We start from the raw sequence: 12,588 nt of genomic DNA, 5'->3' as shown, positions 1-12,588 counted from the left end.
GGGTCCTCGTCATGGATATCAACGCAACGTCCGCCGGCAGTTCCGCTGTTGAACTGTTCGGCTCCTTTCACCTCGGCGAGACCGAACTGGCGCTGCCGGTTGCTGACCTGCAGGAGGTGGTCAACTACCCGGCAGCTGTCACACCGGTGCCGCTGGCGCCGCGCCATCTGCTCGGTATTTTCAACTTGCGTGGCACGCTGATTCCGATCGTCGACCTGCGTCAGTTGCTGCATCTGCCCGAGGAAGCCGCAAGCAGCGTCACCAAGATCGCGATCGTCGAACTCGGCGACGTGCGGGTGGGGTTGCGGTTCGACACCACCGGCGAAATCCTGCGCGTGCCGGCGGCGCAGAAGATCGCCTTCGACCGCGCGGATCCGGCGCAGCAGAGCCCGGCTGTGATTTGCGGTGCGCTGAAGCTCGACGGCGGCGAGCGGATCTTGCAGATCCTCTCGGCTGCTGCGCTGCTCGGGTTGCCGGACGTACCGCATCTGCATCACCGCAGCGCGGCGCCCGAGCGGCGCGCGCAGCAGGCACAGCGTCGACAGACCGTGTCGTTTCGCGTCGGCGAGGCGCATCTGGCGCTGCCGATGGCGGCGATTCAGGAGATTATCCGCGTGCCCGCCATGCATCCGTCGCCGCTCGCGGATGAGATCTGCATCGGCATGCTGAACCTGCGCGGCACGACCGTCCCGGTGATCGACTTTGCCCGCTTCATGGGACTCGAGCGTGAGGACGCGGCGGCATCGGGCGTTGTCACAGCCGCATCCACGGACGAGCGGCGCATTGTCGTGCTGAATCATCAGGAGCTGCATGTCGGCCTGATGGTCGACGAGGTGCGCAGCATCGTCGGCTATCGCGACGACGAATTGCTCGTGATGCCCGCTTATAGCCGTCGCCATGTGGCGTTGTTTGCGGGCTGTCTTGGCAACGACGGGCGCGACAGCATCATCCTGTTGAATCCGGAAGCGCTCTGCAGCCACGAGCGCATTACCGCCGTGGCCCGGGGTCATCGCGATCTGTATCGCGACAGGACCCAGGCGGGCGGCGCTTCAGGTGGCGGCCATGGGAAAGGCGGAAACGCCGGACGTGGCCCGCGCGAGACCTACGTGACGTTCCGGCTCGGTCATCTGCTAGGCGTGCGCATTGGCCAGTTGCGCGAGGTGATTGATTATTCCAGCGAGGTCGTGGTGACGCCTGGCGCGCCGCCGTATGTGCGCGGTGTGCTGCATCTGCGCCGCGAACTGTTGACGGTGGTGGATGTGCGCGCGATGTACGGCATGCCGCCGTACGACGATCTCGCGCAGGCAAAGATCCTGATCGTCGAGCATCGCGGCGAGAAGTACGGCCTCGTGGTCGACGCGGTCGACAATATCGTCACCATTGAAGCCGCCAGCCGGATTCCGGTGCCGCCCATGCTGACGCGCCAGCTAGCCAACGGCTGGGGCAACGGCATGACCGAGGCGGTCGAATTGCCAGGCCGTGGCACCTTGATGCTGATCGACCTGGCGACGCTGTGCGAACGGGTCGCGGTTGAGGCGGAGGTGTGACGGGGCGGGCGGACAGTCACGCCGGCCGTTGACCGTGCGGTCCGGCTAATCTGACGCGAGCGCCGCGACCGCCGTACTTACTGCTGCGCCACCGGTTCTGCTGGAGACTGTTCGACCGTCGCCACGCCGCAGAACCAGTCGCCGCTGTGGGGCGGATATTGCCAGCGCGTGTCCTGCTTCAGGACGGTCGCACACTGGTCGTGCCACGTTACGCCCGGATTGGCTGCGGTGCATTGGAGCGCCAATGGGTATGCGGGTGCGTGCGCGAGCTGGCCGCCGCCTATCGGAGTGCCTGCCAGCGGGGTACTGCCCGGCTGCGTGGTGTGCCGCGGAGCGTCGCTGGGCGCGGCGTCAGCCGCAGGGGTGCCGCTCGCCGCCGTGCCAGCCACGGGAACGCCGGCCGGCGCAGTGGCGCCCAACGCAGTTTCACCCGTTCCCGCGTCCGGTTGAGCATGGGCGATCGCGCGCCGTCCCGCATCGCGCGGCCCTTCGTTCAGGCGCGGCGCCGGCGTGGCCGGATGTGCGGACTTATCCGGCTGGCTCGAGGGTTCCTGCTGCAGGCTCGTCAACAAAAGCTGCAGTTCCTGGATGCGTCCGGTGTACCAGGTTTTCAGGCATTCCTCATCGCTGCAGTTCGCTTCCCGCCAGGCCCATTTGCTGTCGCTGTCGGCGCGGAACGCCCTGGGATTGGAGACGGAGCGCCGCGCTTGCCAGTACAGCTTGCCAAGCACGTCGTCGAGCTTCGATAGATCCGCTCTGTGGCAGATCAGTTGTTCCGTGATCGAACGGCCCTTGTTGCAATCGAAGCTGGTCGCATGGGCCGGCAGGTGGGTGAGCAGCAGGCTCGCGAAAACGGTGGTTCGGAAGATCTTCATGGCAGTCCGGACAGAGCAGGGTCGGTAATGCGATGAATGATCGGCTGAGTTGGAAACGGCCAGACCTCAAAATAAGGACGAGTTCGCAAACTTCTTACCAAATGTTGCTATCAGCCCGCGAATGACCTGCGACCTTCATCGGGATGCGGTACGCTTGCTTACACAGTGACATCCAGACGCAGCGACAATCGAAACCGCCCCGCCAGAGGAGGCCGCAATGCGAAGACAGTTGGTGCAGTGCTGTTATGCAGGATTGACCGCCCTGTTGCTCGTGCCCGCCGCTGCGTTCGCGCAGGCGCAAGCCGTCACCAATAGCTCAGTGAACCTTCGGGCCGGTCCCGCACGGGACTACCCGGTCGTCTCGCAATTGCCGGGTGGTTTGCCGGTCACGGTGATGGGGTGTGTCGCCGGCTACAGCTGGTGCGATGTCGCGACGCCCAATCTGCGCGGCTGGGTTTATGCGGGACGGCTCAACTATCCTTATCAAGGCAACCCGGTCCCCGTGCTGGGCTATGGAAACGCGATCGGCTTGCCGATCGTGACGTTCTCGATCGGGACATATTGGGGCAACTATTATCGTGGCCGGCCGTGGTACCGGGATCAGTCGCGCTGGGCGCATCGTCCTCCGCCACGACCGCCGCGCCCGGATGCGGGACGTCCGCCTGGCAGGCCTCCAGGTGGCCCCGGTGGTCCCGGTGGTCCCGGCGGCCGGCCTCCAGGCGGTCGCCCGCCGGGCAACGTGGGTGGCCGCCCGCCGGGCGGTCCGCCGCCGGGTGCGGGTGGACGTCCCCCTGGTGGACAGCCTCCGGGCGGCGGCGGTCGGCCTCCCGGCGGCGGCAAGCCACCGGGTGGCGGGGGTGGGCGCCCGCCGGGTGGTGGGGGCGGTGGACAGGGTTCACGCCCTCCAGGTGGCGGCGGACAAGGCGGACGGCCGCCAGGCGGCGGTTAGACGGGGCAACCAGGGAGTACGCCGCCGCGTGACCGCCTAAGGTGAACACGTCAGGCCGCGGGCAAGGCGAACCCGCCGCGCCGCAAGGCTCAGGCGGCATAAAGCCCGTACAGATCTCAACAAGGACAGGGAGCGATGGCAGTGGCTGAACACAAGACTTGTGGCGCATCGGCGGTGGGCCTGGCGACAGTGGCCGCCGACGGCACCGTCCTCGATAGCTGGTTTCCCGAGCCTGAACTGGCGGAAGGGCCGCTCGCAGGCGGCACGGCGCGGCTATCGCACGAGGAAGTGTCGCGGGCGATCGGCGACGCCGCCGCGAATTGCGTCGGCCCCGACGAGCGACGCGGCGTCGAGGTGATCGGCGTGCGCACGGCGATTGCCTCGCTCGCCGAGCCGCCGCTCGATGCACACGACGTCTATCTGCGCCTGCATCTGCTCAGCCACCGGCTGATCCGCCCGCATGAGGCCAATCTGAACGGTCTGTTCGGATTGCTTGCCAATGTCGCATGGACCTCGTTTGGTCCCTGCACCGTGGAATCGGTCGCACAGGTGCGCCTGAAGGCGCGGGCCGCGCGCACCACGTTCGAAGTCACCGGCATCGACAAATTCCCGCGCATGACTGACTACGTCGTGCCCGCGGGCGTGCGTATCGCCAACGTGGACCGGGTCAGGCTCGGTGCCTATCTCGCCCCAGGCACCACGGTCATGCACGAAGGCTTCTGCAATTTCAATGCGGGGACCCTTGGCGCGTCTATGGTCGAAGGCCGCATCAGTTCAGGCGTGGTGGTCGACGATCACAGCGATATCGGCGGCGGCGCGTCGATCATGGGCACGCTCTCGGGCGGCGGCACGCAAGTCGTATCGGTGGGCAAGCGCTGCCTGCTGGGCGCCAACGCGGGGATCGGCATTTCGCTTGGCGACGACTGCGTGGTCGAAGCCGGCTGCTACATCACGGCGGGCACCCGGGTCAGCTTGCCGGACGGCGCGGTGGTCAAGGCGGCCGAGCTGTCGGGGCAGCCGGGGTGGCTGTTCCGCCGTAATTCGCAGAGCGGGGCGGTCGAGGCCATCTCGCGCACCAAGACGTGGGGACAACTGAATCCGGACTTGCACACGCATAACTAGGCGAGCGCAGCGGATACGGCGCGGCCGACGGTTTACGCCACTGTTCCTGGCGTAAACCCCAGTGCGCTAGCGGTCCCATCCTGCCGATGTCGGGTTAGGGGGCTCGATTATGACTTGCCAGGTGACACCAGGTGACACGGTTGGAGCAGAGTCTGACAGCGCCCGCTATTCGACGGGGCTGGCGGAGCGCCTGCTCGCGTCCGAGCGCAGCGTATTGCGGCTGATCACGCGCAACACGCCGCTGCCCGAACTGCTCGACGAGGTGTGCCGCCGCGCGGAAGCCTTGCTCGGCGAGGACGCATCCTGCACGATCCTGCTGCTCGATGCCGACGGCATCCACACGCGTTCCGGCGGTGCGCCGTCGCTGCCGAAGGAGTACACCGAGGCGCTGAACGGGGTTGCCATCGGCCCGCAGGTGGGCTCGTGCGGCACCGCCATGTTTCTGCGGCGCCTGGTAGTGGTCGAGGACATCGAGACCGATCCGCTGTGGGTGGACTTCAAGCAGCTCGCCTTGCCGCATGGCTTGCGTTCGTGCTGGTCGATTCCGTTCGAAAACGACGCGGGCCAGGTGCTGGGCGCGTTTGCCGTCTACTATCGCACGCCGCGCCGGCCGGTTGCCGACGAGGAGGCCATGCTGCGCGATATCGGCCGCAGCGTCGGCCTCGCCGTGCATCAGGACGCGATGGCGCGGCGCCTGGCGCAAAGCGAGGAGCACCACCGCCTTGTCGTCAATCACCTGAACGAAGGCATCGTCGTGCAGACGCGCGACGGAGTGGTGCTCGCCTGCAACCCTAGCGCGCTGCGCATGCTGCACGCGGGAAGCGAGCTGATTGGCCAGGACATCCAGACAGTCATGCGGCGCAGCTTCCATGAGGACGGCACGCCGATCGCCCAGACCGACCGCCCGACGGTGCGCGTGCTGGCAAGCGGCAAACCGCTGCTCGGCCAGACGATCGGTGTGGAGCTCGCGGACGACGAAATCATCTGGATCACGGTGAACGTGGTGCCCATCGTGAAGCCTGGCGAGCGCGAGCTGGGTTCAGTGCTGATTTCGTTCACCGATATCGGCCCGGTGCGCAAGGCCCAGCAGCAGCTCAAATATCTGGCGACGCGCGATTCGCTCACGGGGCTCTACAACCGCGCCTATCTGGCCGACCGGATGCGCGACCTGTTCGAGCCGGCGGGGCTGGACACCGAGCTGGCGCGCGTCGCGGTGCTGTTCGTCGACCTCGACGGTTTCAAGAAGGTCAACGACACCGCGGGCCACGAGGCGGGCGACACGCTGTTGTGCAGCGTCGCGCATCGTCTGGCTTCCTGCGTCAAGGAACAGGACACGCTGGCGCGGGTGGGCGGCGACGAGTTCGTGATCGTCGTGAGCTCGTATGAGAACACCGAGACGCTGATCGCATTCGCGCGCCGCATACTTGAAACGGTGGCCGTGCCGTTCGCGGTGGCGGGCAACGAATACTACCTGGGCGCGTCGATCGGCATCAGTCTCTTCCCCGAAGACGGCCAGGATGTGCCCACGCTGATGCGCAATGCCGACTCGGCGATGTATTCGGCCAAGCAGCGCGGCCGCAACAACTTCCAGTTCTTCACCGCCGATCTGAACAAGCACCTGCAACGGCGCTTTGCGATCGAGCAGTTGCTGCGCCGCGCGCTCGCGGCGGGCGAGCTGAGTCTCGTGTACCAGCCGATCGTCGACAGCCGGAACGGCCGCACGGTCGGCGCGGAAGCGCTGCTGCGCTGGTACAACCGCGAACTGGGCGATGTGTCGCCGGTGGAGTTCATCCCCGTCGCGGAGGATACCGGGCTGATTGTCGCGATCGGCAACTGGGTGCTCGAACATGCGTGCGAGCAGGTGGCGCAATGGCGGCGCACCCTCGCGCCGGATCTCGTGATTGCCGTGAACCTGTCGCCGCGTCAGGTGAGCGAGGGCCTGGCGGAACGCATCGAACGCTGTCTTGCGCGTTGCGGCCTTGGGCCCGATGCGCTGGAGCTGGAGATTACCGAGCGCCTGCTGATGAACGACAGTGAAACTGTGCTGCCGATTCTGACCGCGCTCAGCAATATGGGCGTGAAGATCTCCGTCGACGACTTCGGCACCGGTTATTCCTCGCTGTCGTATCTGAAGCGTTTCCCGTTGCATAACCTCAAGATCGACCGTTCGTTTGTCGCGGGCTTGCCGGACCATCGCGATTCGATTGCGATTACCCAGGCCGTGGTGGCGATGGCGCATTCTCTCGGCATGGACGTGACGGCCGAAGGGGTGGAGACGACGGCGCAGTCGTCGTTCCTGCGCTCGATCGATTGCGACAAGCAGCAAGGCTATCTGTTCAGCCGGCCGATGGCGGCCGGCGCCTATGCCCGCAGCCTGACGGACACGCGCAGGCTGGCCGGCGGGGCGAGCGCACAGCAGCAGGCGGAATAAGCGCTTGCCGGGGACCACGTAGCATCGCGGCGGCGATGCGTCGGCGGTTTGTTGTTGCCCGGTTACCGCTTGGTTACCTCGCTTGGTTACCTGTCACCTGCCGCTTCGTCTAAAGTCATGCATTCCTTCCATCTGTTCCCAAGAGGCGACGAATGCTATTGATTGGCGTGCTGGACTCCCCATATGTGCGTCGCGTCGCGATTTCGCTGGCCGTGCTTGGCTTGCCCTTCGAGCACCGCCACGTGTCGGTGTTTCGTCACTTCGACGAGTTTGCACAGCTCAATCCGATTGTCAAAGCACCGACCCTCTTCGAAGACGACGGCACGATGCTGATCGATTCGACGTTGATCCTCGATCACATCGACCACAAGGTCGCGCCCGCGTACCGTCTGATGCCGGAGGAGCCCGGCGCGCGGCTGCGTGCGCTGAGCGTGATCGGGCTCGCGCTCGCTGCCACCGAAAAGACCATGCAGGAAGTCTACGAGCGCCAGCTGCGGCCCGAGGCATTGCAGCACGCGCCGTGGCTCGAGCGGGTGCAGAAGCAGATGCACGCCGCATATGGTCTGCTCGAGGCGCGCGTGGCCGGTCATGAAGGCTGGCTGTTAGGGGACCGTATGATGCAGCCGGATATCACGGTGGCAGTCGCATGGCGGTTCACGCAGTTCATGCTGCCGGGCGCTGTGGATGCGGCGCGCTATCCGGCGCTGGCCGCGTTCTCCGAACGCGCGGAAGCGTTGCCGGAGTTTATCGGCGCGCCGCTGGAATGAACCGGCGCCGCGATCCGCGCGCGCCGGTCGAATAACCTTTTGCCTCGCGTGGAGGCTGGTGGGGCTATCGGCCCGATAGCCCGCATGCGCAGCATACTTCGGGCATGTCGCAAAGCGGCTGCAAGCCCCACTGGCGGCGCTTTCCGGCCGTAGCGCAGATTGTTCGGTTTCCGCAACAAGTGACTTCGCTTTCCGGCTCTTTATCCACAGGTCGCCGATCCTTAGAATCCCACCATCGAAACGTAAAGTAACGTCGCGCCGAAGCGGCGAGACGCAGTGGGAGCAGATATGCGAGCCTTGATCGAAAGACAGTTGTACCACCCATCGGTGATCCTGCCGATGGTGGCGTTAATGCAAATGATGGTGGCGCAGGATTTCAACCTGAGCCAGGTGGGCCTGCTGATGGCCACGAAGGGCGCCCGCGCGGCGTTGCAACGCTCGCGTGAACTGATCTGCGCGCATCACGGTCACTGCCACTGCTGAGCGCAATTTATTGCGCCGGCGGCGCAGTTACAGACGCAGCACCTCGTTTCTTCGTTTTCACGCCCCCACTTCGTCACGGCCCACGCGGCCCGGTGTTAGCCGACGGCAGTTCGCCCCCTGCGGCACCTCGAAGACCTCAGCGACAGTTTCCCACGAGCCTTGGCGTAAGATGGCACAAGCCTGCTATCAGCCCTCGGGAGACATGCCATGCCTCAGCATTTCGACGCAGTCGTGATCGGTACAGGACAGGGCGGTTCGCCGCTCGCAGTGCGTCTTGGTAAAAGCGGCCGCAAGACAGCCGTGATCGAGCGCGGCGCGTTCGGCGGCACCTGTGTGAATGTCGGATGTACACCCACCAAGAGTTATGTCGCGAGTGCTCGCGCGGCCCACGTGGCGCGTCACGCCGGCGAGTATGGCGTGCATGTCGCGGGACCGGTTACGGTCGATCTGGCGCAAGTCAAGGCGCGCAAGGACCGGATCATCGGCGAGTCGCGCAACGGCGTCGAAAAATGGCTGCGCGGCGCGGAGAATGTCACCGTGTTCAACGGGCATGCCCGGTTTACCGGGCCGCATAGCTTGAGCATCAGTGGGTCGGATGGGCAGATCGTCGATGAACTGCAGGCCGACGAGATATTTATCAACACCGGCACGCGCGCGGTGGTGCCGCCGCTCGACGGCATTGATCGAATCCGCTACTACACCAACTCCACGCTGCTCGAGTTGACCGAATTGCCGGAGCATCTGGTGATTGTCGGCGGCAGTTATATCGCGCTCGAATTCGCCCAGGTGTTTCGCCGTTTCGGCAGCCGCGTGACCGTGCTCGTGCGCGGCGAGCGCGTGCTGGCTCGCGAGGACGCTGACCTTGCAAACAACGTGCAGAAAGTGCTGGCGCGCGAAGGCATCGAGTTTCGCTTTGGCGGTGAGCCGCAGCGCGTCGAGCCGCTAGCCGGCGACGGCGTGCGCGTGGTCCTCGAGGGTTCGGGGTCTGCCGTGGAGGCGTCGCATCTGCTGTTCGCCACCGGCCGCAGGCCGAATACCGATGACCTCGGTCTCGCGACCGCCGGCCTCGAAACCGACCGGCACGGCATGATTCCCGTGGACGGTGAGTTGCGCACCAAGGTGCCGGGGGTGTGGGCCATCGGCGACGTCAACGGCCGCGGCGCGTTCACGCACACGTCCTATGACGACTATCAGATCGTCGCGGCCAATCTGTTCGACGGCGGCTCGCGCACGGCCGATACCCGCATCATGACGTATGCGGTGTTTGTCGATCCGCCGCTTGCGAGGGTCGGTCTTTCCGAAACCGAAGTGCGCGCTTCTGGCCGCGATGCCCTGATCGCGACCATGCCGATGACGCGGGTCGGCCGCGCGCGTGAACGCGGTGAGACCGACGGCTTCATGAAGGTGCTGGTGGATGCTCAGACAAAACAGATTATCGGCGCGGCGATTCTCGGCATTGAGGGCGATGAAGCGCTGCATACATTCATCGACATCATGACGGCCGGCGCGCCGTATCCGACGTTGCAATATGCGATGCATATTCATCCGACCATCAGCGAACTGGTGCCGACGTTGCTCGATGGGCTGAAGCCGCTTAAGCCGGTGAAGTAGTGCGCATCGGACTATTGGACTTGCCTGTCACCGGATTGAGTAATGACGCTTACCTCGCATCAGAGACGCGGGCCGCGGAGACTGGCCAGCAACCCGTGGCCAGGGAAGGACTGACATCTATATGACTGCATACTCCTCGCCGACTCGCATCGGCTTGATCTCCGACACGCATAATCTCGTGCGTCCGGAAGCCCTGCAGCATCTGGCCGGATGCGACGCCATCATTCATGCCGGTGATATCTGCGAGCAGGCGGTTCTCGATGCACTCGAACGCGTCGCTCCCGTCACGGCAGTACGCGGCAACAACGACATCGGCGACTGGGCTCGCGCGTTGCCGACGCACGCTACGCTCACCGTGCAGCAAGTGAAAATCCGGATCGTGCACGACATCGACGATCTCGATGGGGATATGCGCAGCGAGGGAATTGGCGTCGTCGTCACCGGGCATTCACACAAACCGCTGATCGAGGAGCGCGACGGCGTGCTGTTCGTGAACCCGGGCAGTGCCGGGCCGCGACGTTTCAAACTGCCGGTGTCGGCGGGTCTGCTGGTAGTGGAGGGCGCGAGTGCCACGGCCACGTGGCACTCGTTGCTTTAGGCTCGCGCCGTAGCTCCCGACGCGTAGTTCTCTTCGCCCATCTCCTCCGCCGCGCGTTCGCCGCGCAGCACGGCGTGCGCTTCAGCACGCGTGCCGACGCACGGACCCGAGCCGAGCAGCGGCCGGCGCGCGGTTTCGCGCAAGGCGAGCACCGAGACGATCCCGATCAGCGATGCCGCCATCAGGTAGTACGCGGGCATCATCAGATTGCCGGTGCGGTCGACAAGCCACGCGGCGACGAGCGGCGTTGTGCCGCCGAACAGCGACACCGAGATATTGAAGCCGATCGCGAGCGCACCGTAGCGGATGCGGGTGGGGAAGAGCGCCGGCAGCGCCGACGGCATCACGCCCGTGAAGCACGACAGCAGCACACCGAGAATCAGCAGGCCGCTAAACACCGGCAGCACCGCGCCCATGCGGATCAGCAGCAGGGCCGGAATCGACAGCGCGAACAGACCGACGCAGCCGAACAGCATCACCGGCTTGCGGCCGATCGTGTCGGACAGGCGGCCGGCGAACAGCGTCATCGGCATCATCAGCACCATCACGAGCAGCACGAGAAAGAGGCCATGCGTTTCGTTGAAATGCAGCGTCGAGGACAGATAGCTCGGCAGATACGATAGCGCCATGTAGTCGGTCACGTTGAAGATCAGCACGAGGCCGACGCACAGCAACAGCGCCTTCCATTGGCGGGCGAGCAGGTCGCGCAGGCTCTGTTTGGGCAGCGCCTTGTCTTCCGCTTCGCGTGCTTCGGCCTGCTTTTTGAATGCGGGCGTTTCTTCGAGCTTCATCCGGATGTACAAGCCCACCAGTCCCAACGGCCCTGCGATCAGGAACGGCACACGCCAGCCCCATGACAGCAGCGCTTCATGCGACAGCGTGGCGGTGAGCAATGCGACGGTCCCTGCGCCGAGCACGTAGCCGATCAGCGTGCCGAACTCGAGGAAGCTGCCCATGAAGCCACGGCGCTTGTCGGTGGAGAACTCGGCGATGAAGGTCGCCGCGCCGCCGTATTCGCCGCCGGTGGAGAAGCCCTGCACCAGCCGCGCGACGAGCAGTAACACGGGGGCGAAGATGCCGATCGACGAATAGCTCGGAATCAGACCGATCGCGAAGGTGCCGGCGGCCATCATGATCATCGTCATGGCGAGCACGCGCTGGCGGCCGATGCGGTCGCCGAGCGGGCCGAACACCATGCCGCCGATCGGACGCACGAGGAACGCTGCGGCGAACGTGCCGAAGGTCGCGATCAACTGCGCGGACGGATTGCTCGACGGGAAGAACACCTGGCCGAGCGTGACGGCGATGTAGCTATACACACCAAAGTCGAACCACTCCATGGCGTTGCCGAGTGCCATGGCGCCGACGGCACGTTTGAGAAGGGATTTATCGACGACGGTGATGTCGTCGAGGGTGAGACGTTGTTCCTGGTTTTTGTGTCGCCAGAAGCCGTTGCTGGAAGCGGTCAAGGTGAAAACTCCAATGACTGCGACGAAACTCATGAAAATGCGCATGAATGTTCCGCCACGGGTGCTGGGGAAAGTGCAGTTTCGCGAGCTGGGCGAGGCGACGGTGACGGCCTTGACGGGTGGGCAAGGGCGTGAAAACGGAAACGCCGGCGCCACGCATGGCCCTTACGCGCATGTCGCGAAATTGCACTGCTCTAGTGCTGCTGATTGTTTTGCATCTGCGTGGCCGTGGAAGGGGGGCAGATGCATGAGGACGCTCGCGCGGTTCGAAACCGGCGGGGCGCCGCTGAAAGGCCTGGCACGAAAAAGGCCGGTGATGACCGCGAAAATCCCGCGACGTGACCGACAAGCCTTCTTGTATAAAAACTGCTCAATCCGGAGTGCGATGCGCACGGCGCCGCACGGAGATTGAATGCGAATGATGGTGAATTACTGTTGGAACGACGCACATAATAGCACGATGACAGAGGATCGTGCAAACGGTGTGGCCGGCGGGAGGGTGTCCGAGGGCGCCGAATCCCTTGCGGGACGGGGGATTCGGGCGAGTGTGAGAATTTGAAACGGGGGCTTAAAAGCAGCTGGTTTCGGGCTCGGATAGCGGCCCGATAAGTGGTCGGTTTCGAGTCGAATGGGCGAAAAAAATCCGCGCACGCGGCGCGGATTTTTCTTCAAACGGTGTCAGCGAGGGCGGCCGATTCGCGACCCTGCGAGCGCCGAACAGGTCAGATCAGATCGG

10 protein-coding genes are annotated in these 12,588 nt (G+C 64.9%); 8 read left to right on the top strand and 2 right to left on the bottom strand.

What is annotated here, in order from left to right; all coding sequences use genetic code 11:
* Positions 1-11: 11 nt before the first annotated feature.
* A complete protein-coding gene (locus P3T24_RS09085; RefSeq protein WP_429433912.1) occupies positions 12-1,547 on the top strand; it encodes a chemotaxis protein CheW in 1,536 nt (511 codons plus the stop codon).
* 77 nt (positions 1,548-1,624) lie between these two features.
* Here P3T24_RS09085 and P3T24_RS09080 read toward each other — a convergent pair whose 3' ends face one another.
* Positions 1,625-2,422: a lysozyme inhibitor LprI family protein gene (locus P3T24_RS09080; protein WP_429433909.1), complete on the bottom strand. Its 798-nt coding sequence runs from the start codon at positions 2,420-2,422 to the stop codon at positions 1,625-1,627.
* Positions 2,423-2,639: 217 nt separating this feature from the next.
* Here P3T24_RS09080 and P3T24_RS09075 point away from each other — a divergent pair, with 217 nt between their 5' ends.
* From P3T24_RS09075 to P3T24_RS09045, 7 genes are all read left to right on the top strand, one after another.
* On the top strand, positions 2,640-3,371 hold the full coding sequence (locus P3T24_RS09075; RefSeq protein ID WP_429433907.1) for an SH3 domain-containing protein: 732 nt from the start codon (positions 2,640-2,642) through the stop codon (positions 3,369-3,371).
* Between the two features lie 135 nt (positions 3,372-3,506).
* Complete coding sequence (dapD, locus tag P3T24_RS09070) at positions 3,507-4,493, top strand: 2,3,4,5-tetrahydropyridine-2,6-dicarboxylate N-succinyltransferase (protein ID WP_429433904.1); 987 nt, start codon at positions 3,507-3,509, stop codon at positions 4,491-4,493.
* 109 nt (positions 4,494-4,602) lie between these two features.
* Positions 4,603-6,924 carry a putative bifunctional diguanylate cyclase/phosphodiesterase gene (locus tag P3T24_RS09065; RefSeq protein ID WP_429404441.1) on the top strand — a complete coding sequence of 774 codons (2,322 nt, stop codon included), beginning with the start codon at positions 4,603-4,605 and terminating at the stop codon, positions 6,922-6,924.
* 152 nt (positions 6,925-7,076) lie between these two features.
* Positions 7,077-7,691 (top strand): glutathione S-transferase family protein, encoded by a 615-nt coding sequence (locus P3T24_RS09060; RefSeq protein WP_429433902.1) that lies wholly within the window; start codon positions 7,077-7,079, stop codon positions 7,689-7,691.
* 288 nt (positions 7,692-7,979) lie between these two features.
* Complete coding sequence (locus P3T24_RS09055; RefSeq protein WP_074264114.1) at positions 7,980-8,174, top strand: hypothetical protein; 195 nt, start codon at positions 7,980-7,982, stop codon at positions 8,172-8,174.
* A 207-nt stretch (positions 8,175-8,381) separates the two neighbouring features.
* A complete protein-coding gene (locus tag P3T24_RS09050; protein WP_429433900.1) occupies positions 8,382-9,785 on the top strand; it encodes an FAD-containing oxidoreductase in 1,404 nt (467 codons plus the stop codon).
* A gap of 121 nt (positions 9,786-9,906) precedes the next feature.
* Entirely contained in the window at positions 9,907-10,383 is a 477-nt protein-coding gene (locus P3T24_RS09045; protein WP_429433897.1) for a metallophosphoesterase family protein, read from the top strand.
* Here P3T24_RS09045 and proP read toward each other — a convergent pair.
* Entirely contained in the window at positions 10,380-11,885 is a 1,506-nt protein-coding gene (gene proP / locus P3T24_RS09040; protein ID WP_429433894.1) for a glycine betaine/L-proline transporter ProP, read from the bottom strand. The genes P3T24_RS09045 and proP overlap by 4 nt on opposite strands.
* Positions 11,886-12,588 lie beyond the last annotated feature (703 nt).

This window comes from Paraburkholderia sp. GAS33 (assembly GCF_050436645.1).
In the GTDB taxonomy this organism is placed as follows: domain Bacteria; phylum Pseudomonadota; class Gammaproteobacteria; order Burkholderiales; family Burkholderiaceae; genus Paraburkholderia; species Paraburkholderia phenazinium_B.
Note: the sequence above shows the minus strand (reverse complement) of the source record. Positions and strands in the feature narration are given on the sequence as shown.